Raw genomic sequence first — 21,494 nt, forward strand, 5'->3', positions numbered from 1 at the left:
GGCGTCAGGACGCGTTCGCCTGCGATTCCGAGATCACTACTCGCTCTTCCTGCAGGATCCGCGCCTGAGCGACGCAGAAAGGCTGCTGGAAGAGATCCTCCACCAGACGCCCTTCGATCTCGAAGCTTCTCTCCTTCGAGGCAGCATCGCTATGTTCGATCAGGCCGCCGATCACCTGCAGCGCAAGGAGCGAGTAGCCGCCGATATCGAAGAAATCGGACGTTTCCGGATCAATGCTCGAAGCGTCGATCCCCAATGCCCTCGACCAGGCTTCCCTGACTGCTGCAACAAGTTCTGGATCAATTTCAGACATGACCTTTGTTCCCCCGGATTCGTCAACGTATCAGATCGTGCCAGGCATCGCACCCACTCGAGCGAATGTTCACGAGCTTTTTTGGACCTGGCGCAACATCTCGGTATTAAGGTGCGATTGGCTCTCCCTGATCGGCCAGAACACGACGCGCGATCTCGTCGCACGTCGCGAACTCCACGTCATCGTACCCCTGGGCGAGCTCGATGAACTGCTCCAGCGCACGCGCCCGCGAGGCGCGCCCGGAGAGGAAGGGGTGCAGGGTCAGCACGAGCAGCCCTCCCCACCGCCGCATCGCCTCGAGCTCCTCCGACCAGAGCTGCAGGACCTGCGAGGGCGGCACGATGCGCTGACCGATGTCCGGTTCCGGCACGAAGAAGTACTGCTCCCAGTCGTCCAGGCTCCAGTGCGGCGGCAGCTCGGCGAGCCGGCCCTCGGCGAGCGACAGGACGTAGGGCTCGTCGTCGTCCATGAGCGAGGAGTCATACCGCAATCCGCGGGCGGCGAGATGCTCCAGCGTGACGGAGTGCATCTCCCAGTTCGGCGCGCGGTAGCCGACCGGATCGACCCCGAAGCGCGTCAGAGTCTCGATCGCCGCATCCACCTCTCTCCGCTGCTCGTCCGCGCTCAGATGCACCGGATGCCGGTGGCTGAACCCGTGAAATGCGACCTCGTAGCCGCCCTCCGCGGCGGCCTCGACCGTCGACGGCCACCGGACCGCCGTCTCGCCCGGGATGAAGATGGTCGCCGGCACGTCGGAGCTCCGCAGGACACCGAGCAGCCTGTCGAGCCCTTTCCGCGGTCCGAAGGCCTGGTGCGACAGCGTCGAGAGGTGCTCGGCGTAGTGGTCGCCGCGCGCGAGGATGGGCGATTCGGCATCGACGTCGATCGTCACGCAGACCACCACCTTGCCACCGTCTCGGCGCCACGGAGCCGGTTCGCTCCGCTCCGGCCAGTCGATCTCGATCATGGTGCCTCCTCCAGTTCGTACAGGTCGCTCACGACGATCGCATCGGCGAACGGCGTGCTGGTCAAAAGGTTCGTGCTCGCCGGCACGGAGTCGGCGGACCGGACGATGCCGGTGGCATCCGGGTCCTCCAGCACCGAGGCGACGCGCAGCGTGACGGGAACGTCCTCAGCGAGGTCAAGCTCGAACACGACGGTCTCGGGCGGAGCGTGATACGTCACGGCCCAGCGGTCCCATCCCCAGTCGCTCGGCCCCTCCGGCACCGGCTGTCCGTCGATCGAGCTGCGGGTCACCTCGGGTGCCGGTCCCTCCCCGTCGACTTCCAGCCAGAGGTTCAGGGCGCGGGCACCCGGCACGCCACTGACGGCGAAGCGCCGCGTCGTGCCGCTCGATTCAAGAGCCTGCACGGTCGGCGGATCCACCCCGGCGAGCGCATCCGGGGCATCTCTGGCGTCGCCGGCGAGACCCTCGACCTCGCCGTGCGGAAGCTGCAGCGGTCCGGGTGGGAGGCAAGCGCCGAGGCTCTGCCGCTCCGCATCGGCACCGACGGCCTCCGACGCCATGTCGTCCGGCTCCCGGTCGAGTGTCGCCCAGACACCCTCCCCACTCGCCCGGTCGTCGCAGTACAGCAGCGTCGACGGTGCCGGCGACGGAGCGGCCGGCAGGAGCAGCGTCACCACCAGCACCACCACGAGTCCCGCGACCGGCGCGCCCGCCAGCAGCACCGCTCGCGGGCGGCGCGCCGGTCGGTCGGTCCGCACGTCGGCGACGAGCCCGACGATCGCGGTGATCGCCGACGCGACCAGGGCGGTGAGCACCGCGCCCACCGGAAGCAGCAGCGTGGTGAACGCCTGCAGGATCAGGGCCGTCGTCGCGCTGAACAGGGCGATGGCGAGTGCGGCGACGGCTGCGGTGACGATCCGGCCGAACACTCTCCATCCGGGGAGGCACTCGCGCCACGCCACCCCGATGAGCAGGGGCACTGAGATCAGGAGTGGAAGGTAGGCGGCAGCAGGAAGGAGGATGAGCAGGACGATCGTCGCCAACAGGCAGAGACACGCGAGAGCCAGGGCGACGACAGGGCGGTCCGCACGACTGCGGCGCTGCAGCAGCACCGCCGTGGCGACCCCGGTCGCGAGCACGAGGAGGACGATCCACGGCATGCCGACGAAGTCCCCCTCGCTGACCGGGATCGGTCGACCTCCGGTGATCAGGCCGACGATCGGCAGGACCGCGGCACCCACCACGCCGGCGGCGGCGAGGGCGACGAGCAGGCGGGTCCCTGCGCCGAGGAGTCCTCTCCCGGCACGCAGACGCACGACCAGCAGGACGATGCCGACGAGGCAGAGCAGAGCGAGGACCGCGATCACGGGCAGAGGCAGCTGCGCCTCCGCGAGGCCGAGCACGTCGAAGTAGTTCAGCCCGGGGGAGGCGCCCGCCGCGACCGTCGCGCCGCCGAGCCACGCCGTGACGAGGCTCAGAGTCTGATCGCCGCTGTGCTGGACCGAGCGCGGGTCGACGTGGTCGATCGTGTCGTACGCGTTGTCGTAGTGCAGCGGGCGGGCGAAGAACGCGAGGTCGACGGTCGGCCAGCCGTGCGACTGGTGGACGCCGAAGTCGGTCCCCGCCGGGAGCAGCGACATCAGGGCCTCACTGGCCGAGGTCGCCGCCACCGGCGTGCCCCCTGCGCCCAGTGCGCCCAGCGCCCCCAGCGCCTCGTGCTGGCGGATGACCGCGGCCGGACCGCCGCTTCCCCGGCTCTCGAGGTTGAGCACGGCTCCGATCTCGCCCCACTCCGGCGGCGCATCGGTCAGCACCTGCGCGCCCAGATGTCCGGTCTCCTCGCCGTCCACGAGCGCGAAGAGCACGTTGCGATCGTCGGGTGCGGATGCTGTGGACACCACCCGCGCCGCCTCGAGGATCGCCGCGACCTGGCTGCCGTCGTCGTTGGCACCCGGAGACGAGGGCACGGTGTCGTAGTGCGCGGCCACGACGAGAGTCTCCCGATCCGCGGCCGGCGGTTCCAGGAAGGCGAGCACGTTGTGCACGCTGCCGACGCGGTACGGCGTGCCGCCGCTGCTGTCCATCGCGACACCGTCCTGGACCTGGACGGTGAGTCCGAGCGCCTCCAGCTCTTCGACGAGATGTGCGCGGACCTCTTCGTGCTTCGCAGAACCGGGCGGGCGCGGCCCGACGATGTCCCTCAGCCCGCCGATCGCCCGCTCCGCCGAGAACTCGGATGCTGCGGCGTTGTCATCCTTCGCCGGAGGAGGCAGGAGCTTCTGCCCCGCTCCGAATCCGACCGCGAGGAGCAGCAGCACGAGCACGATGCCCGCCGCCGCGATGCTCCGCGACGACCCGCCCGTGGCGGTCGATATCCCTCCGGTGCCGTCATCCGGCAGTGATCGTGTCCGCACCGCATTCCCCCCTCTTCTGCTCGCCGTCCGCGACAGGCGAGGTCAGCCGTCCGAGCAGCGCTTCCGCGTCGATGTGCTCCGCTGCGTGGGCGGCGACCGTCAGCCTGATCTCCAGCTCGTCGCCGACCGGGTCCATCTCCACGTGGACGGCGCACAGCGCGACGTCGAGAGGCACCGTGTGCAGCGGCGCCGGCTCGGTGACCTCCACCGTCGAGGGCAGGTTGCCCCATCCGAATGTCACCGCATCGGCTGCAGCATGCGAGCGTCCCGTCTGAAGGCCCAGCGCGGTCGCGGTCCATCCGGCTGCCCGACGCTCGTGCACCTGTCGCATGCTCGTCGCGCTCAGCGCGCACTCCCCCGGGGACAGCCAGATCAGCCGCTGGTCGACGAGGTAGCCGATCGTGCGCCAGGTTCCGCCAGCGGGGTCCCGCCCGTCGACCAGCTCGCTCACCAGGAAGCCGGCCGGCGCGCGTCCGCCGGGCCGCGTCTCGGCGGCGAGCGCGTCCCCGAGGAGGGCGAGGGCGAGCGAGCTCTCCGAGACGTCGTGCTCCTCGGCGATCCGGCGGCGGCGCGCCCGCTCCGCCGCTCCGACGCGCCCCGTGACGCGCGCGACCGGACGGGAGTCGGGGCGCACCGTCAGCCAGGAGGGCAGCGTGTCGACGACATCCTCGATGTCGGCCAGGAGCTCGTCCCCCGCCGGTGCGGCAGGCGATGCCGAAGCGGAAGGGGGAGGCGGATGCGACGCCTCCCGGGCTGCCAGCCCCGCCGGGCTTGCCGCCGGCTCCGCCTGCCAGATGCGTCCGTCGACGCGGGCGGCGTAGGCGTCGGCCAGATCCTCCGCCAGTATCCGGATGGATCCGCCGTCCACCACGAGGTGGTGTGCCACCAGCACGACGTGCAGGAGTCCGGTGTCGACGGTGCGCCAGAGGCCGCACCGCGCGAGGTTCTCGTCGTCCGGGGCGAAGCCCGCCTTCACCGCTTCGCGCAGCGCGGCGTGGAGCGCGGGGGCGTCGGCGAGATCGCGCACATCGCCGAGCCGAGGGATCGCGTCGACGTGACGCTGCCGCACGCCGCCGGCTTCGCGTTCGAGCCGGGTGCGCAGTGCCGGATGTGCGCGCAGGACGTCGTCGACCGCATCGCGCACCCTGGCCTCGTCGGCCGCGGGGAGCGGGATCGCGTAGGCCTCACCCGCCGCGGGGAATCGCCCCTGTCGACGGAGGGCGAGATACAGCGCGGACTGCGCGCGGCTCAGCGGCCCCTGCATGGCCGAGGCGTCTGCCGGCGCCGTCGCCTCGCGCGTGGCGAGATGCTGCGCGACGTCTGCGATCGTGCTGGTCGACGCGAGCGCCGCACGTTCGACCCGCAGCGCCGCGCGGTCGAGCGCCGCGATCAGCCGCATCCGTCCGAGGGAATCGACGCCGATCTCCTGAAGCGGCCGATCGACGCCGATCTCGCCCGCACCGATGCTCTCGCACCACACGTCGTGCACGCGCCTCTCGAGCGCGCTCCGGGGCGGGCGACCGGCGAACCGCAGCGGCGCGCCGAGCAGCGTTGCGACCGCTCCGCGATCGACCTTGCCGTGCGGGTTGCGCGGCACGGCATCCACGTCGATCAGAAGTGTCGGCACATGGGTGGCCGGGAGCGCGGCGGCGAGGGTCTCACGAAGGCGCCGCGTCGCTGCCGCCTTTCCCTCTTCGGGCTGCCCGCTCACCTCGTCGGTCCAGCGGATGAGGGCGGCGAGCTGTCGCGTCGGGCCGGTCGCTGCGGCGACGGCTGCACGCACGCCGACGGCCGCCGCATCCACCTCCGCCGATCCCAGGATCGCCGCCTCCACCTCGCCGGGTTCGATGCGGATGCCGTGCACGTTGAGCTGGTGGTCCGCCCGACCGAGGAAGACCAGCATCCCGTCGCTCGTGCGCCGCGCGAGATCCCCCGTGCGGTACCGCCGCGAGCCGGGGACGGCGGCATCCGGATCAGGCAGGAAGGCGGCCGCTGTCGCCGCGGGAGCACCGAGGTATCCCAGGGCCATGCCCGGCCCGCCGACATGCATCTCCCCGACTTCGCCGTCCGCCACCGGCCGACCCGCCGGATCGAGGAGGGCGACCGTCGCGTGCCGGAGCGGGGTGCCGATCGGGATCGCTCCGGCCGTCTCGTCCTCCACCGCGGCGAAGCGAGCCGCATCGAGCACCGCGAACACCTGCGAGACGGCGCCCTCGCTCACCCCGTACTCATGGCCGACCAGGCCCCCTGCCGCGAGCCACTTCCGGACCGGCGACGGGGCGACGGTGTCAGAGCCGAGGATGAGCAGGCGCAGCGCGTCGGGAAGCCGCAGACCTCTCTTCCCTGTGCAGGCCGACACGACTTCGTACCAGTAGGCGGGCACCATCTGCACCACGCTGATGCGCCGCTCCGACAGCATCGCGGCGACCGCCACGGGATCCTGGCGCACCCGCTCGTCGGCGAAGACGATCGTGGCGCCCGCGCACCATGCGCTCAGGATCTCCTCGGCGGCGACGGAGAAGCCGATGCTCGCCATCGGCAGCACGCGGTCGGTCGCGGTGAGCGCGGCCCGTTCGATGATGCCCTCGATGAGGCCGACGAGCCCGACATCGGTCAACGCGACGGCCTTGGGCAGCCCCGTCGAGCCGGAGGTTCCGCAGATCCACGCCAGCCGCTGTGCGGTACCGCGTTCGTGACGCTGCCACGGAGAGCCCCCGTCGAGCGCGGCGCGATCGACGACCGCGATACGGGGGTCCAGCTCAGTCAGGGGGGCATCCGGTTCGAGCTCCAGGACGATATCGGCGCCGCTCGCCTGCAGCAGCAGCGTCTTGCGAGCCGCCGGGTACGAGGAGTCGACCGGCACGACAGCGGCGCCGACCTCGACCACCGCCCGAACCGCGAGGAGGAAGGCCGCCGACGGTCGTGCGTGGACGAGCACCCTGCTGTCGCGATCGCACCCCCGATCGGCGAGCGCACCGGCCCAGCCGGCGGCGACCGCGGCAGCGTCCCGATAGCTCAGCACCGTGTCGGCGTCCTCGACGAGGATGCGATCGGGATGCTGCTCCGCTACGGCACGGAGAAGGTCGGCGAGGTCGGCGGAGGACGTCACGGCTCGATCAACACCTTCACGCTCTCGCCGCGATCGAACCGTGCGAACGCCGCGGGCACGTCGGCCAGCGGAACCCTCTCCGAGATGAGCGGCAGCGGATCGATCACGCCGTTCTCGAGGAGCTGGAACACACGATCGCGCACCCGGATGGGATCGCCGACGGCGAAGCGGAGCGTGAGCTCGCGAGCGAACATCGCCACCAGCGGCACCGGCGTGCCCGCGGAGGAATGCGACCCGATGCAGGCGATCACGGCATGCGGGCTCGCAAGCTCCAGTGCCGTGTGGAGCGCGGCGTCGTTGCCGACCGCCTCGATGCATGCGTCAGCGAGCCCACCGCCCGTCGCCGCTCGCAGCCGGTCCGCGATGTCGGCACCCGCGTCGAGTGCGATGTCGGCGACCAGCGCTCCGGCCGCAGCCCGGCGGCTCTCCTGCGGGTCCACTGCCACGATCAGCCCCGCGCCAAAGGCGCGTGCCGCCATCATCGACAGCAGGCCGACAGGACCTGCCCCGACGACCACCACCACGTCGCCCGGCTCGATGTCGGCCGCCTCCGCGGCGCAGTAGCCCGTTGAGAGCCCGTCGCCGACGAAGATCGCCTGCTCGTCACTCAGGGCCTCCGGCACAGGGAGCGCGACGGCGTCCGCGAACGGCACGCGGACGAAGTCGGCGTGGCAGCCGTCGTAGGCCGTATCGCCGACGACGGTGCCGTAACCGAACAGGCCCACACGGTCGCACTGATAATGATGCCCAGCCCGGCACGCCCGGCACGTGCCGCACGCGATCACGTCGGACAGCACGACGCGGTCCCCGACTCCGATCGCCCGCACCTGCGAACCGACCTCCCGGACGATGCCGACGGCTTCGTGTCCGGTGATCGCCCCCCGCGGGAGCCCCTTGAGTTCACCCCGGTAGGGATGCAGGTCGGTGCCGCAGATCGCCGCGAGGCGGACTTCGACGATCGCATCGCCCACATCGATCAGGCCGGGGGTGGGGCGTTCGACGAAGGACATCTGCCGAGGTCCGTCAAAGGTCACTGCGCGCATCACGCCCTCCAGAAACTCGTGCGGCCCCGAGGTCGAGGAGCCGGTGGGCGGCGCCGCCTTCGAGGGAGGCCAGTTCCTCGGTGTCCAACAGGGAGTCCTCGCCGCCCATCCCGGCAGCCACGACGTCGCGCAGCCGCTGGAGGGAGGCGCCCATCGGTCCGAACGGCGCATCGCTCCCCCACATCACGCGCGGGAGGACGCCGCGCGCCTTCGCGAGACGCAGCGCGTCTGCGACGATCGCGGGTGGCTGGTACCAGGAGAAGATCGACAGATCGGCCCACAGATTCGGGTGCTGGGCCATGAGCGCGATCGAATGCGCCGTCCACGGGGCTCCGAGATGCGCCATAACGAATCGACCCTCCGGGAACCGTTCCGCGACAGCGGCCATCGGATGCGGCGCGAAGTGGCGGGGATCGGCGCTCTGCGACGGCGTGTAGCCGACATGGGCCAGGACGGGGAGCCCGCGCTCTGCGGCGAGCGCATAGAGCGGATCGATGGCGGGATCGTCCGGCGCGATCCCGAGGTAGCTCGGTGCGAGCTTCAACCCCCGCAACCCGTATTCGTCCACAGCGCGCTGGAACGCGGCCAGGCCTCCCGGGTCGAGCGGGTCGACCGAGGCGAAGCCCGTGAAGCGGTCTGGATGCTCGGCCACTATCCCGCCGACGAGTTCGTTCGGCACCCGTGCTCCGCTGGTTCGATGCGCATCGAAGGCGAGCAGTACCGCGTGCTGCACCCCCGCCGCATCCATCTCGGCCAGCAGCCGATCGATGGGCTGATCGATCGCCTCAGGGGCGGGCGTGTCGGTCTTCCCCATCATCTGCTCGGCGAACGCCCGCGGAAAGTGGTCGCCGTACCGCCCGGCATGTACGTGCGCATCGATGACTGGGCTCGATCCGTCCATCTCAGCTCCCCTCCGTCCTGGCCCGAGGAGCGGCCGCCTGTGATTCCCCGACGAGGGCAGTGCTCCACCATGCTCGACTCGCGCGCGGCGGCAGCACCACCTGTCGACCATCGATGGTCGCCTCGACGTGTTCCGATCCGTGATTCAGCAGCAAAGCTCCCGGCGTGTCGCGCGCATCGAGGAGTTCGAGTGTCTCCACGGCCGGCGGGAGCGCTGCGAACGGAAGATCGATCCCGGCGGCCAGGGCGGCATCCCGATAGAAGTGCCACCACGGATGCTGCTCAACCAGGCCGGGACCGCAGAGTGCGGACTCGAGCGCGACCGGACTGTAGAAGACCGTGCCACGGCCGAGCGTGTTCGCCAGGAGCACCGGGTCACCTTCCGCGAACCGCGCGACGGCTGTGGCACGGGTGGGTCGGAGAACCTGACGCTGCCCGGCCGGCAGCCTCAGGCGGAAACCAACGTCGCCCACGACCACGTCGCGCTGCCGTTCCGGCTCGAGAGCGAAGTCGCGCAACTCGGCGCCGCAGAGTTCTTCGCCCGGAAAGCCATCGAGCAGGGATCCCGCGCTATACCAGAGCGTGCCGCCGTCGCGGACGTAGTCGATCAGACGCTGTTGCAGCGACAGTGTCATCGCCGGCCAGCATGGGGCGATCAACAGCGAGGGCGGCGACTCTGCGACAGCCGCCGCGAAGCGGTGGCTGATGTGAGCCTGCGAGGCGAGCATGTGCGCTGTGAACGCGGCCCGCGCCGGATCCGCCGCCCCGTGCCCGGTTGTGAGATACGAGGCGGTTTCTCGTTGCGGGGTCGGGAGGAGGATGTCGGCGTTGGCGGGTGCGGGGACCGCATCTCCGAGCCCGTGCCAGAGCGCCGCCGCCTCCTGCACGGCGGCCAGCTGGGGCTTCGCGACGCCGTTCCTGTCGACGAGTCCGACGAGCCGCTCGTTGGCGCGCCGTTCGTAAGGCTCGTTCGCGGTGGTGAAGTCCTGCCAGCACCACACGATGACCGCCTCGGCCCCGCGATACCACGCAGCTGGTATTGCCAACGCCAGGTAGTCCGCCTCGATCTCATTCGCCGCGGAGTAGCATCCGATCTCATCCACAAGGGCAGGGCCCCAGGCCGACGCCCATCCGGCAAGGAAGCCGACGAGTCTGCTCGATCGCTGCGAGGCGTTCGACTCGAGGCGATAGGGCGACCACAACGGGAAGCCGTGCACTCCGACCGCGTCGAGGGCGTCGGCGAACGCCGGATGAAATGCGTCCTCGCCGGCGAGCGCCGACCCGTCGGAGCACTGGATGACCGACGCCGATGGGTCACCTCGACGCACGGCGGCGGCGAGGGAGCGCCACCATTCCTTCACCTGAGCACCGGAAAGGGCACTGGTCTCCGCCCGCCTGCTGTGCGGGAGTTCATCGCCGAGGTCGTATGCCCACACGGATGCCCCCCGCAGACGTGCTGCTACCGTCTCCAGCAGAGCCTCCGCACGCCGCCGGAGCGGCTCGTCGCGCCATAGCGAACGCCCCTCAAACCAGTCGGGCTCGAAGAGCTGCCCGTTCATCCAGACCGTCAGAACCGAGCACAGCACCTTCAGACCATGCGTACGTGCCTCCTCTACGAACCACACGAGCCTGTCCAGTACCGCCTCGTCGTATCGACCGAGCTCGGGTTCGACGTCAAGCCAGAATAGGAAGACGCGCACCAAGTCGAACCCGGCATCCGACATGGCGCCGAGATCGGCGGCGATCATCTCCCGGTCGAAATCGCGCCAGTAGTCGATCCCCTGGGCCGAAGGGTGGTAGTTGACTCCGAGCAGGCGCGTTCGATCCTCGCCCCCCGGCGTCCGGCTCGGCGTGCCGTCAGCCATGCGCCTCCTCGGCAAGAGCGGAACCCAACGCCTCGACCACATGCGCGACGTCCTCGGTCCGCAGGCGAGCATGCATTGGCAGCGAGAGGAGCCTTGGCACGACGGCCTCGGTGATCGGCAGCGGAGGCGCGTCCGCATCGCGATAGGCCGAGAACAGGTGCGTGGGCGGATAGTGCATCCCGACCTGGACGCCTCGGGTCCGCATCGATCTCACCACCGCGTTCCGGTTCGTGCCCTCCGGAAGCAGGATCGCGGCGAGATGATGGGCGCTCTCGTCATCAGGAACGGATGCGAACGGCAGGACGACGCCTTCGAGCGCGGCGAGCCGGTGACGATAGTCCGTTCTGGCGGCCTCTCTGGCGCGCTGTGCGTCGGGCAGCCGATCGAGCTGCGCCAGGGCGATCGCGCTTGAGATGTCGCTCGGGCGATAGTTCAGTCCGACGCTGTCAACGTCGTAGTCGAGTGCTCCGGAAGCAGCCCGTTCGACCGGAGTCGTCGTCAGTGCGTGGGACCTATGACGACGAATGAACGCGTTTCTCTCTGGATCGCGAGCGACGACGAGACCCCCTTCTCCAATGGAGACGTTCTTGGTCGCGAAGAAACTGAAAGTGCCATAGTCGCCCACCATCCCGCATGTGCCCGCCGGGGTGGAGACAGCAAACGCGTGCGCTGCGTCCTCGATCAGGATCACGCCGCGCGAGGCACAGACCTCGGCCAGCCGAACGAGGTCGGCTGAGAATCCTCCGTAGTGCATGACGACGACCGCGCGGGTCTTCTCGCCGATAAGCGACAGGACGTGCTCCGGGTCGATCGTCAGATCATCGTGACCGGTCACGTCGGCGAAGACTGGTCTGGCACCGAGCAGGCGGACCATGGCAGCACCCGAGACGAAGGTGAGTGAAGGCATGATGACTTCATCTCCCGCCGAGACGCCGGCAGCCATCAGGGCAAGGTGCAAAGCAGCTGTACCGCTGGAGACAGCGACTGCGGCGGGAGCTCCGAGAAGGTCAGCGCAACGACCTTCGAAGCGCGCCGTTAGCTGTCCGACTGAAAGGCGGCTTGATCGAACAACCTCTGCTACTAGGGCACATTCTTCTTCCCCATGACTGGGGTCATACAACGCAACCGAGCTCATCCCGAGAAACCGTACCCGATCTTCGGCGAATGGGGAATGATGGACGAGAACATCTCGGGGGGAGACCTTGGTGACCGTAACAAGACTTGACGCTCAGGTCGTGAGATCGCGGGCAGACGCGTGAGCCTCGCAGAGAACGCCGCGACTCTCGATGAGATGCCCCTGGTCGGCATCGTCGGCGGCATCGGCCCGCTCGCGTCCGCCGAGTTCGTATCGGGCATCTACAGAGACGCGGATGCGGCAACGGAGCAGATGATGCCACGCCTCATCCTCTGGTCTGATCCGTCGTTTCCCGACCGAACCCTGAATCTGCTGGCGGGCAATGGCGACGAGCTGGCAGCGCGGCTGGAGCACGCCGCCCGCGCACTGGTGGATCTCGGCGTGAGCGAGATCCTCATCTGTTGCTTCACGCTTCACGGCGTGATCGGTCAGCTACCGAAGGCGCTGACTGACCGAATCGTTTCTCTCCTCGATCTCACCTTCGAGTCCCTTGTTTCTGTCGATGAACCGCAGCTTCTCCTGTGCACAAGTGGCAGTCGAGAACTCGAAGTGTTCGAACGCCACGAGGCCTGGGGCCAGTCACAGTCTCGTGTCATCCGCCCGACACGTGCGGAGCAGGAGCGCATACACGATCTCATCTACCGGCTCAAGCTCGGGCACTCCAGAACCGTGATCGCAGGGGAGGTCGAGGATATCCTGGCCGCCCATGGAGTCCGGCGATTCGTCTCCGGCTGCACCGAGCTCCACCTTTTGGCTGACGCCTTCTCCGGTGATCTTGGCATCGGGGTGGACGCATTGGAGATCGCCAGGTCGAGGATCTTGGCCGGGCGATCTCTCCGCTCGGAGCCCGTTCCGCTGGTTCAGCAGTGATGAGCGGCGGGACGCTGACGTCCGCGGACCTCAGCGGCGGATCACGACCGCGGTGAGCAACAGACCACGCCCGCTCATCCAACGGCCGGCAAATTCGGACAGGACCTGTTCCCCGAGTGTCCATGGCTTTCGCAGCAATCGCGCCTGAAATGCCCCAGCCTCACGATCGATGTGCACCTCCACATCCTCGAAACCGAGCCATTCGCCGGTGATCGGCGACCACGCCTTGAAGACAGACTCCTTGGCGCTGAACAGAAGCCGGTCCCAGTGCGCCTCTGCATCCGTGGTGCGAAGATGCGCCATCGCCTGCTGTTCGGACGGCGAAGCGACGAGCTCGAGGACCTCCTTCGGCAGCGGAGCGTCGGGCTCGGCGTCAATCCCGATCGTGAAGATGTCCTCTGCCCTGGCTACGGCGGCCGCGCGATAGCCGTCACAGTGAGTTATGCTGCCGACAAAACCAGCGGGCCACCGAGGCCCTCGTCCATTGACCTGTCCTATAGGTACCTCAGGAACCCCAAATGCGGCGAGCGCCCGACGAGCGCATGCACGGCCCGCGAAGAACTCCACCTGCCGTTTGCGTACCGCCTTCGCGACGATCTGCTCTTCCTCAGCGAATCGCCCCGCAACATCCTCGCCGCCCATGTCTGCACCTGCAACCTCCGAAGGCAGAGAAGCGGCAAGCATCCAGTCAGCCTGCGCCACTGACGCGAGTCCTTGAGTTGCCTCTATACGTGCCCACTGAACAGTCTAATGAACGCCAAGAACGTCGTTCGCCTAGGACTGGGCATGCACAGGGACGAGGCAATCTATCTCCCCTTCCCTGCGATAGCTCTCAATATGTGGCCGCTCTGCGTCGTGATCTGCGATCTCAAAAAGCGCGTCGAACGCCTCTGGGATCTTCGCGTTGATCACGGACGGCTCGCCCCGAAGACGAAGGCGAAGGTAGTCCCCTCCTGGAATCACAGTCTCGTCAAGTAGAAGCGGTTTCCTGTCATCTCGGTCTAGCCGAACAGACGACAGCCGGTATCGATCTCCGTCGTTGAAGACGAGCCCCATCATCTTGCGGCCCCGCAACGAATCGAAGGCATTCTCGAATTCAGGCCACGCAGCTTGGATGATCGACAGCTCGAAAGGGATGTCGCGGCTGAGCGCTGGCGTATCCTCGAGCGTCACTCTTTCGATCGGGCCGAGTGCGTGGGTCGAATCTATCTGGCTCATGGTTAACGTCTATACCAGACCGAGCCGGGAACTCGCGAACATGATGAGCGACGTGGGTCATCGATTCGGGATGCGGGTGTTCGTAGCGCAGGGTCGATTCTCCGCTGACCCGGTCGATGCGGCTGAGCCTGTCGAGACGACAACTCACCAGCAAGGCATGACTGTCAAGGTCGTCGGGAGACCCAACTCGCTTCCGATCCGAGCGCGTTCGAGCCGCCATCGCACGATCCGTTTGAGCGCCTCCCGCTGAGTCTTCGTCAGCGGACGGACGGCTGAACCGATCACTCATATCGTCGGCGCCTTAGCCTCGATCCACCGATGAGCCTTCGGCGGGTGGCGTCGGCGTGATGGGCGCGGCGTGATCGGCTGCGGGCAGGGGTGAGTTCCGGGCGTCTCATCCCGGTTGTCCACTTCGTTCTCGGTCGTGCCGCTGGTGGCGGCGGTGGTCAGCTGGCCGCGGTGGTGGTGGTGGTGCGTGCGTCGCGGTGAAGAGTCGGTCGAACGCGGTCTGCCAGGGCCAGGCGTCCGGCAGGTGCAGGATGATGCGGCGCGTCGTCCGTGCCAGTCGTGCCGGCACTGAGATGAGGGTGCGGCGAATCGTCGCGGTCGTTGCCCGGGCGAGCCGCCCGCCTCGGTCGGCGATGAGTCCAGCGGCGCGAGTGAGGTTGAATGCGATCACGGCGAGGACGAGCCATGCGCTGTTCGCGGTGAACACTCCCGAGGGCAGGTGAGCGAGCGGGCCCGCCTTCAGGTCGGCGTGAACTTGCTCGATGATCGCGTGCCCGCGGTGGGTCTTGTCCGCCGCGACGGTTCCCATTGTCTGCTTGTCGGTGGTGGTGAAGAACGCGTGGTGCCGGTAGCTGTCGAACAAGGTCGGCTGCTCGACCTGCTTGGGGTTCAGGTCTGGGATCCGTCGGACCACCAGGCGTCCTTCAACCCGTTCGGCGATCTTCCGGGAACGGAACGCTGTGAAGGGCACCTCGGCGACCTCGGCCTTCGAGATCCACCGGCCCGTGACCTCGTCACGGATCGCGTTCGGGTACTCGATCGTCTCCCATCCGTCCTCGGGGATCGTCGCGATCGCCGTCTTCACCGCGGGGTCCATCCGAACGGTGACGGACACGTCCGCCCGAACGGTGACGGACACGTCCGCGCCGGCCTTGATCGCGGTGCCGATGGTGGCGTGGCCGTAGAACGCGGAGTCCGCCCGCAGCAACGGCCGAACACTGCTGCCCAGGTCCATGCGGCGAAGCGTGGCGAGGGTGTCGGCGACGATCCTGGCCGCGCCTTTCGGGGAACCGGTCTTCCCCTGCCGCAACCGCTGGGCGAGGATCACCGGCGCTGAGGTCGTCGTCGACGCTGTCGCGACGAGGGCGTTGAGGCCGCGGACGCCGGAGTACCCGAACGACGCTCCCTGCTTCTGGTACCCGTGGACCTCGATGATCGTGTCGTCCACGTCGACCATCACCCGCTCACCGTCCCGGATCTGCAGCAGCGGCGCGGCCGATGCGAGGTTCACCAGCGTCCGTGAGGCGACGGCATCGAGCTGGCGGCCGTGCCCGAACCGGAACTCCCGCAGGAACGAGCCCAGCGTCGACGGTGCATACGTCCGATCGAATAACCGGCCCATCCCGCCATGACGCAGCAGATTCATGTCGTCGATCGAGTCCGCGCCAGCGAGCATCCCCGCGACCAGCGCCATCACCTTGCCGCCGGAGTTCGCACCCTTGTCCGTCGGGACGCTCAATCGCGACTGCGCGAGCTCATCAAGCCCCGCAGAACGGGCAAGACGGAGCATCGGGACCAGCCCCGCGACCGACACGAGATTCGGATCATCGAACACAGCCGACACGGCAACGGGAGCATGCTTGAATTGCACCTACGAGATGCCTCTCAGACTCGGGAAATAGGATCTTAGACAACCTCTATTCTTCCTGGTCAGAGGGGCATTTCTGCGTTACGACGCCAACTCAGCAAGCCTCCCCATCGGTGGATCGAGGCTAAGCGCGCTCGTCCCGGCGCGGGAAGCCGGGCTGACGCGGATCGTCACGATCCCTTGCCGTGGCGAGCACACGCGGATCATCAGCAACTCCGCACTCTTGGTGACTCAAACGACCCGCGCCGACCCCACCTTGTACTCCGCCGCGCTGACATCGTTCGCGCGGCGTCCCGACCCCGAGAGCTGAGACACACTCCAGCTGGCGCATGCTCGGCGTCAGGTCGGGCCCTCGGTGGTCGTGTTCTGTGCCCGGAGCGTGTTGAGCAGGCCCGCTGGAACCTCGGGATCGGTGAGCGTGACCGCGAACTGCCTGTCGCTAGTCCTGGTGACGATCAGGCCGGGTCCGGCTCGGAGGATCAGGGCGGAGCGTCCGGGCATGATGCGGTAGCCCCAGCCGCCCCATTCGCCGGGACGCAGTTCTGCGGCCTCGGCGCGGCGGATCTGCGCGAGCGGTATGCGCTTGAGCGGGATGCCGAGCAGCAGTGAGACGATCCGCAGACCCCGCCAGTCCACAGTCACCCGAAGCCGGATGAACGAAGCGATGAAGAGACCGGCTACGAGCACGATGACCAGGCCGAACCACGCGGCGCCGAACTCGCCGGACAGCAGAAGCGAGACGTAGACGACGCCACCGATCGCGATAACGACGATCGTGGCGTAGACGAAGATGCTCGCCGTGACGGTGCGGGTCCACGCGCCGACCTCGCTCGGACCCAGTGGCACCGTAGGCAGAGCCGTGGGGTCGAGGACTGCGCTCCGCGGGGCGATCGCGTAGGGGGCGGCACCGTAAAGCACACACAGCAGCAACGGGACGATCCAGGCGCCGAGGACCGCCTGTTCGGATGATCCGGCCTGCAGGGTCAGCGAGGCCGGGATCAGCCAGCATGCGGAAGCGAGGCCGGCAGGCATGCCGAGCCAGAACAGGGTCGCCCGCTTGGCCCTCGTGGTCAGGCGCGGCAGGGCCACGATCACCGTGCCGGCGATCGCCGCCGCCCCGGCGACGACGAAGGTGACGACGAACACAACCCCGTTGGCGCGCTGCCATCGGCGGCACCGAGGTCCGACCAGTGCGTAGCGACATGCTCCGGGATCGTGCCGCGCCACAGGAGCCCCGTGACGAGGATCACGACGGCCGGGAGATACAGGGCGATCAGCGCGATCACCCAGCGCAACGGCGGCCTCACGACAACTCGACCAGCCGGGAGACCTCCTGCGGCGTGAGGCCGATCTTCCGGGCTTCAGCAGCGAGTTGGCTCGCGAGCTCGCCGATCCTCACCATCGTCGCGTTCGCCTCTGGCCGCACCCACGCGCCGCGGCCTTGGCGCATCTCGATCAGGCCCTCCTCGCGAAGCCGCGCGTACGCGCGCAGCACCGTGTGCATGTTCACCCGTAGCGCCGTCGCGAGATCGCGAGCGGCGGGCAGCCGCTCCCCCGGCGAGAGCTCGCCAGAGACGATCCCGGCCCTGACCTGCAGAGCGATTTGATCGGCCAGGGAAGCCGACGATGCCTGATCGACGCGAAACAACATGTTCGTAATGCTAGTAGAATAATCCGGTAGACTGGAGCCATGACCGCCGTCGTCGTCTTCCCCGCCCTGCTCCTCCTCGCGGCCGTGCTCACGCAGCTCGCCGCCAGCGGAATACTGAGCAAGAACTGGATCGCCGGCATCCGTATCCGCTCCACCCTGCGCTCGCCCGCCGCCTGGGTCGCCGGGCACCGGGCCGCCGCGCGCTGGATCTGGCTCGGGTTCGCGGTCAGCACCGTAGCGAGCGTTGGCGCACTCCTGCTCACCGACGTCGCAGCCGTCGCACTCGCGGTGGTCGCCGTCGTGGTCTTCGCCGCAACCGTCGTCGTCTCGCTCGTCGCAGCGAGCCGTGCAGCACGATCCGAAAACCAGCTGACGCCGACGGCTTCCTGACAGTCCGCGCCCGGACCGACACCAACGAACGCTCGGCAGACGTTAGCTATTCAACGCCTGTGATTAGCAGGGTCAGAGATTCCATGTGGTATTCGCTGCAATACTCCCTATATTTTCCGCGAACTTTAACCTCTTGATCTGGTCTTTTTGAGTAGTCTCGCAAGATGCGCTGATGTGGTCTGGAGACCGCGTGTCCTGTCTGACGTCGGGTCCGCTGCAGGAAGAAAGCAATCGCGCCCGTCGCAGGGTACGACGTAGCCTGTAGCTCACGGTCAACGTCGGCCGAGACGGCAAAGCATCACGCGACCGGCGATAGACACGGAGAGGATGCTGATGGGCACGCAGCAGGCAAAGCGGCTCTTCGGACATTCGGTGGGGGTCATGGGGTGAGTCCGCCGGCGGCGAGGAGCATGCGGAGCCGGTAGTTGTCGCGGTTGCGGAAGCCGCGGGCGAGGCGGCGGTGCAGTTCGATGATCCCGTTCACCGCCTCGGTGCCGCCGTTCGATGATCGTCCGGTCGTGAAGTAGGCCAGGAACGCGGCTCGCCAGCGGCGGAGGGTGCGGCCGAGGCGGGCGATCTCGGGGATCGGGCAGGTGTGGAATGTGTCGACGACCTTCTCGGCGATCCGCCGCCCCTCGGCGAGGTCCTTCTGGTGGTAGGCGGAACGCAGCTGCTGCGCGCACTGCCACGCGACGAACACCTCATCATGGGCAGGGGCGGCTTCGATCGCCGCGACCAGCCGTGCCCGCTGCTTCTCGGTGAGGTTCTCGGCGCCGGCGCGGAGGATGGTCTGGATCCCGTAGAGCGGGTCGCCGGTCCGACCGCGATGCCCGAGGGTGTCTTGCTGGACGCGGCGGCGGACCTCGTCGACGGCGGCGGTGCCGAGCTTGACGACGTGGAACGCGTCCAGCACGGCCGTGGCGTCTTCGAGCTTGTCGTCGATCGCGGTCTTGTAGCCGGCGAACGGGTCAAGAGCTGCGACCTTCACGCTGCGCCGGAACGCGTCGCCGCGTTCGGCGAGCCAGGACGCGTAGGCCTTCCCGGAGCGGCCGGGCACGAGGTCGAGCAGCCTGGCCCGCGTCTTTCCGGTGCTGTCGCGGCTGAGATCGACCATCCCGGTCAGCTCCTTCGGGCCGCGCTTTCGGGGGTCTGTGTGATGCCAGATGTGCTCATCGACGCCGAGGGTGGTGACGTTCTCGAACCGGGACTCGTCCTCAGCCAGTTTGACCAGCTCGGGCTCGACGGCCCGCCACACCGTCTTCCACGACGTTCCGAGCTGACGGGCGATACCGTGCACGGTGGCGTGCTCGCGGCGCAGCTGCCCGATCGCCCAGCCGACGGCGCGCGTGGTGATCGACCCGCGCCGGGCCACCAGACCCGGGAGCTGCTCCACGAACCTCCGTCGCACGCATCCCACCTCGTCGCACCGCCAGACCCGCTGCCGCCACACGATCCGCACCCGCGTCACGCCGGGCACATCATGAAGCACCCGTCGGCGACGTCCGCGGCCGGTCGCGACGACCCCGCACGACGGGCAGCCGGTCGGTGCCGCCGGGCTCGAGACGGTCACGATCAGCAGCCCGTCACGGCGGTCAACGTCCTCGACATGGACCCCATCGAGGCCGAGCAGCAAGTCGCAGCGGGAACACGGGCAGGCGGCAGAGCACGCGTCAGCGCACCCCGAACTATCGTGAGACACGTCGAGGTCCTCGGTTGGAGCAGCAGTTGGCGCTACTGATCCTCGGGGACCTCGACCCCTACCCGCCGAACCCCACCCGGCGAGCCTCACCCCCACCGAATGTCCGAAGAGCCGCTAAACCTCCCCGAGCACCTGCCCCAACTGAAGATACAGCTCGCTCACCGATGTGGCATCGACGCGGTAGCGGACCCACTGCCCTCGCGTCGCAGTCTCACGCGGCGGATCTGGCACGACCAGCCCGTACTCGACCAGCGTCGCGAGCGCTTTCGCGGTGGTCGCCTTCGGGATGTCGAGGGCAGCCGTGATCTCTGCGCGGAGCGAGTCGGGGTGCTCGCGCAGATAGCCGATGATCATGGCTCGGACTCGATTGCCGAGAGTGTTGATGGGATCCTCCGCGTGCTCACTGTTCGCGGGGCGGGTGTATCGGGGCACGGAACCATTGTCGCGGCTGCAGATGCACGCGTCCAACAAACTGATCAAATTAATTCTTCACTTACAGAGTGTATCGCTGTATTATCCACATATGTCAACGGTGCGAATGACGTCAAGGGCGTGGATGCCGAAGTTATCCACAGCCCCTGGTACGCGCGCTCGAGACGCGCGTAGCATTCGGCCACGGCCGTTCGCCACGGTTCGTCCTGGGGCAACGGACGCCATCCTTTCCGTGCACGGAGGAGGCCGATGATGTCCGCACGAGCGAACAGAGCACGCGCCTGGGCAATCGTCGGCGGCAGTGTGCTCCTCATCGGAATAGTCGCGGTCGTCGTCTCTGCGATCACGGGGCGCACCGGGACACCTGATCCCACGCCTTCATCGACAGCTGGCCGTGGTCCGACCACCACCGCGCCCGCCACCGGCGGCGTCGGTGAGTTCGTCGACGCCAACGTGGTGAAGAAGGGTTGGGTGCCAGAACCCATCACGACGGATGCCGACACGTACATTCGAGCGGCTCTCGCCGCGGCATCCACTTTCGACTCGACGTTGTCGACTCGCGATGAATGGCTCTCCAACCTCGACACGTGGCTCACTCCTGACACGCGCTACGACGAGTCCGAGCGCGCCGCAGACCTGCAGTCTGTGAAAGTCGAGCTTCGGCAAGCAGTGGTCATTCCGCAAGACCAATGGGACTCGCTCGCGCAGGAGAACGGTCGAGTCGCCGCCAAAGCGAGCGGCGATATCGCTCGCCAGTCAGTTCCGGCAGACCAGACCGGAGACATGACCATCGGGACTGCCGATGTGGTGCTCACGACCACGTCGAGCGACGGGAGTTCTGGGGAACTCTCCTACGACGAGACGATTCGGGTGAGCGTGCAGGTGCTGTGCGGCGCGGGGTCGATCCCGACGCCGAACAGTGCGCAGCAGACTGGGGACTGCAAGATTGTGCGCTACTTCACGGAGCCGCTGGAGCCCTGACATGCCCGCGCCGGTTGCACGAACTGCAGTCGTCCTCGGCCGGTCGGGGACCGGCCGGAAGATCATCGCGGTTGTGCTGATCATCTCCTTCATCCTCGGGGGGCTCCTCTTCGCGCCGGCGTGGATCGTCCCCCTCGCCATCGCCGGTTCCGTGGCTGGTCCGGCCGCGCCCGGCCCCGTGCACGGGGCGGTCACCAGCGGCAACTGGGGTTACCCGCTGGAAGGTGAGTGGACGGTTGGCCGGGGGTCCGGTTGGCAGCCCGTCGACGGGTGCGCCTACTGCCCCTCCGACCACAAGGGTTTCGACATGACGTCGGTCGCAATGCCCTGCGGCGCCATCATCCACGCGGCGAGCGCAGGGCACGTCATCAACGCCGGGCCGACGCCGGGGTGGGGCAACACGGTGCGCATCGATCACGGCGGCGGGATCGTCACGCTCTACGGGCATATGCAGTGGGACTCGTTGCTGGTCGCAGTAGGCCAAGACGTCGACATCGGCACGCCGTTGGGAGCCGAGGGCAGTACGGGCAAGAGCACGGGCTGCCACCTCCACTACGAGATTCAGCGCGACGGAGTCGCGATCGACCCGGAACCGTTCATGGCGGCACTGGGACTCCCCTTGCAGTAGATC

Annotated in this window: 19 protein-coding genes; 4 read left to right on the forward strand and 15 right to left on the reverse strand. The window is 68.1% G+C overall.

Translation table 11 applies throughout. The features are described from left to right. Positions 1-4 precede the first annotated feature (4 nt). The 8 genes from FHX68_RS14845 to FHX68_RS14880 form a co-directional block, all read right to left on the reverse strand. Positions 5-313 (reverse strand): acyl carrier protein, encoded by a 309-nt coding sequence (locus tag FHX68_RS14845; RefSeq protein WP_141380402.1) that lies wholly within the window; start codon positions 311-313, stop codon positions 5-7. Positions 314-419: 106 nt separating this feature from the next. Next, positions 420-1,280, reverse strand: coding sequence for a polysaccharide deacetylase family protein (locus FHX68_RS14850; RefSeq protein WP_141380401.1), 861 nt, complete (start codon positions 1,278-1,280; stop codon positions 420-422). Further along, entirely contained in the window at positions 1,277-3,694 is a 2,418-nt protein-coding gene (locus FHX68_RS16215) for a M28 family peptidase (RefSeq protein ID WP_280525050.1), read from the reverse strand. Before FHX68_RS16215 ends, FHX68_RS14850 begins: the two co-directional genes overlap by 4 nt. After that, the gene (locus FHX68_RS14860; protein WP_170214224.1) at positions 3,669-6,803 is read right to left on the reverse strand and encodes an AMP-binding protein; all 3,135 of its coding nucleotides are present in this window, start codon (positions 6,801-6,803) and stop codon (positions 3,669-3,671) included. The genes FHX68_RS16215 and FHX68_RS14860 overlap by 26 nt, the downstream gene beginning before the upstream one ends. Then, the gene (locus tag FHX68_RS14865) at positions 6,800-7,813 is read right to left on the reverse strand and encodes an alcohol dehydrogenase catalytic domain-containing protein (protein WP_170214223.1); all 1,014 of its coding nucleotides are present in this window, start codon (positions 7,811-7,813) and stop codon (positions 6,800-6,802) included. The genes FHX68_RS14860 and FHX68_RS14865 overlap by 4 nt, the downstream gene beginning before the upstream one ends. Before the next feature lie 13 nt (positions 7,814-7,826). Further along, positions 7,827-8,747, reverse strand: a complete 921-nt coding sequence (locus FHX68_RS14870) for an amidohydrolase family protein (RefSeq protein WP_170214222.1) — start codon at positions 8,745-8,747, stop codon at positions 7,827-7,829. A 1-nt stretch (position 8,748) separates the two neighbouring features. Then, a complete protein-coding gene (locus FHX68_RS14875; RefSeq protein ID WP_141380397.1) occupies positions 8,749-10,611 on the reverse strand; it encodes a hypothetical protein in 1,863 nt (620 codons plus the stop codon). Next, a complete protein-coding gene (locus FHX68_RS14880; RefSeq protein ID WP_141380396.1) occupies positions 10,604-11,746 on the reverse strand; it encodes a DegT/DnrJ/EryC1/StrS family aminotransferase in 1,143 nt (380 codons plus the stop codon). The genes FHX68_RS14875 and FHX68_RS14880 overlap by 8 nt, the downstream gene beginning before the upstream one ends. 120 nt (positions 11,747-11,866) lie before the next feature. Here FHX68_RS14880 and FHX68_RS14885 point away from each other — a divergent pair, with 120 nt between their 5' ends. Beyond that, positions 11,867-12,616 (forward strand): aspartate/glutamate racemase family protein, encoded by a 750-nt coding sequence (locus FHX68_RS14885; RefSeq protein WP_141380395.1) that lies wholly within the window; start codon positions 11,867-11,869, stop codon positions 12,614-12,616. A gap of 30 nt (positions 12,617-12,646) precedes the next feature. On the opposite strand, the gene FHX68_RS14890 is transcribed toward FHX68_RS14885, so the two are convergent. From FHX68_RS14890 to FHX68_RS14910, 5 genes are all read right to left on the reverse strand, one after another. Further along, the gene (locus FHX68_RS14890) at positions 12,647-13,318 is read right to left on the reverse strand and encodes a 4'-phosphopantetheinyl transferase family protein (RefSeq protein ID WP_211345098.1); all 672 of its coding nucleotides are present in this window, start codon (positions 13,316-13,318) and stop codon (positions 12,647-12,649) included. A 72-nt stretch (positions 13,319-13,390) separates the two neighbouring features. Continuing rightward, positions 13,391-13,834 (reverse strand): AraC family transcriptional regulator, encoded by a 444-nt coding sequence (locus FHX68_RS14895; RefSeq protein WP_141380394.1) that lies wholly within the window; start codon positions 13,832-13,834, stop codon positions 13,391-13,393. A gap of 394 nt (positions 13,835-14,228) precedes the next feature. Further along, complete coding sequence (locus FHX68_RS14900) at positions 14,229-15,713, reverse strand: IS1380 family transposase (RefSeq protein ID WP_141920327.1); 1,485 nt, start codon at positions 15,711-15,713, stop codon at positions 14,229-14,231. Positions 15,714-16,049: 336 nt separating this feature from the next. Next, the gene (locus FHX68_RS14905) at positions 16,050-16,856 is read right to left on the reverse strand and encodes a hypothetical protein (protein ID WP_141381615.1); all 807 of its coding nucleotides are present in this window, start codon (positions 16,854-16,856) and stop codon (positions 16,050-16,052) included. Positions 16,857-17,013: 157 nt separating this feature from the next. Beyond that, a complete protein-coding gene (locus FHX68_RS14910; protein WP_141381614.1) occupies positions 17,014-17,361 on the reverse strand; it encodes a GntR family transcriptional regulator in 348 nt (115 codons plus the stop codon). A gap of 39 nt (positions 17,362-17,400) precedes the next feature. Here FHX68_RS14910 and FHX68_RS14915 point away from each other — a divergent pair, with 39 nt between their 5' ends. Beyond that, on the forward strand, positions 17,401-17,751 hold the full coding sequence (locus FHX68_RS14915; RefSeq protein ID WP_141381613.1) for an SdpI family protein: 351 nt from the start codon (positions 17,401-17,403) through the stop codon (positions 17,749-17,751). A 379-nt stretch (positions 17,752-18,130) separates the two neighbouring features. On the opposite strand, the gene FHX68_RS14920 is transcribed toward FHX68_RS14915, so the two are convergent. Continuing rightward, a complete protein-coding gene (locus FHX68_RS14920; protein ID WP_244926871.1) occupies positions 18,131-19,450 on the reverse strand; it encodes an ISL3 family transposase in 1,320 nt (439 codons plus the stop codon). A gap of 114 nt (positions 19,451-19,564) precedes the next feature. Further along, the gene (locus tag FHX68_RS14925; protein ID WP_141920329.1) at positions 19,565-19,804 is read right to left on the reverse strand and encodes an ArsR/SmtB family transcription factor; all 240 of its coding nucleotides are present in this window, start codon (positions 19,802-19,804) and stop codon (positions 19,565-19,567) included. Positions 19,805-20,185: 381 nt separating this feature from the next. Here FHX68_RS14925 and FHX68_RS14930 point away from each other — a divergent pair, with 381 nt between their 5' ends. Both FHX68_RS14930 and FHX68_RS14935 read left to right on the forward strand, forming a co-directional pair. Next, on the forward strand, positions 20,186-20,863 hold the full coding sequence (locus FHX68_RS14930) for a hypothetical protein (RefSeq protein WP_141381474.1): 678 nt from the start codon (positions 20,186-20,188) through the stop codon (positions 20,861-20,863). 73 nt (positions 20,864-20,936) lie between these two features. Further along, positions 20,937-21,491 (forward strand): M23 family metallopeptidase, encoded by a 555-nt coding sequence (locus FHX68_RS14935; RefSeq protein WP_170214298.1) that lies wholly within the window; start codon positions 20,937-20,939, stop codon positions 21,489-21,491. Positions 21,492-21,494 lie beyond the last annotated feature (3 nt).

Origin of the sequence: Microbacterium lacticum (assembly GCF_006716815.1) — a bacterium.
In the GTDB taxonomy this organism is placed as follows: Bacteria; Actinomycetota; Actinomycetes; order Actinomycetales; family Microbacteriaceae; genus Microbacterium; species Microbacterium lacticum.

Bases quoted from the DNA above. Each gene is read 5' to 3' on its own strand.
- FHX68_RS14845 (WP_141380402.1), bottom strand. From the start codon at position 313: ATGTCTGAAATTGATCCAGAACTTGTTGCAGCAGTCAGGGAAGCCTGG.
- FHX68_RS14850 (WP_141380401.1), bottom strand. From the start codon at position 1,280: ATGATCGAGATCGACTGGCCGGAGCGGAGCGAACCGGCTCCGTGGCGC.
- FHX68_RS14865 (WP_170214223.1), bottom strand. From the start codon at position 7,813: ATGTCCTTCGTCGAACGCCCCACCCCCGGCCTGATCGATGTGGGCGAT.
- FHX68_RS14870 (WP_170214222.1), bottom strand. From the start codon at position 8,747: ATGGACGGATCGAGCCCAGTCATCGATGCGCACGTACATGCCGGGCGG.
- FHX68_RS14875 (WP_141380397.1), bottom strand. From the start codon at position 10,611: ATGGCTGACGGCACGCCGAGCCGGACGCCGGGGGGCGAGGATCGAACG.
- FHX68_RS14880 (WP_141380396.1), bottom strand. From the start codon at position 11,746: ATGAGCTCGGTTGCGTTGTATGACCCCAGTCATGGGGAAGAAGAATGT.
- FHX68_RS14895 (WP_141380394.1), bottom strand. From the start codon at position 13,834: ATGAGCCAGATAGATTCGACCCACGCACTCGGCCCGATCGAAAGAGTG.
- FHX68_RS14910 (WP_141381614.1), bottom strand. From the start codon at position 17,361: ATGTTGTTTCGCGTCGATCAGGCATCGTCGGCTTCCCTGGCCGATCAA.
- FHX68_RS14915 (WP_141381613.1), top strand. From the start codon at position 17,401: ATGACCGCCGTCGTCGTCTTCCCCGCCCTGCTCCTCCTCGCGGCCGTG.
- FHX68_RS14925 (WP_141920329.1), bottom strand. From the start codon at position 19,804: ATGATCATCGGCTATCTGCGCGAGCACCCCGACTCGCTCCGCGCAGAG.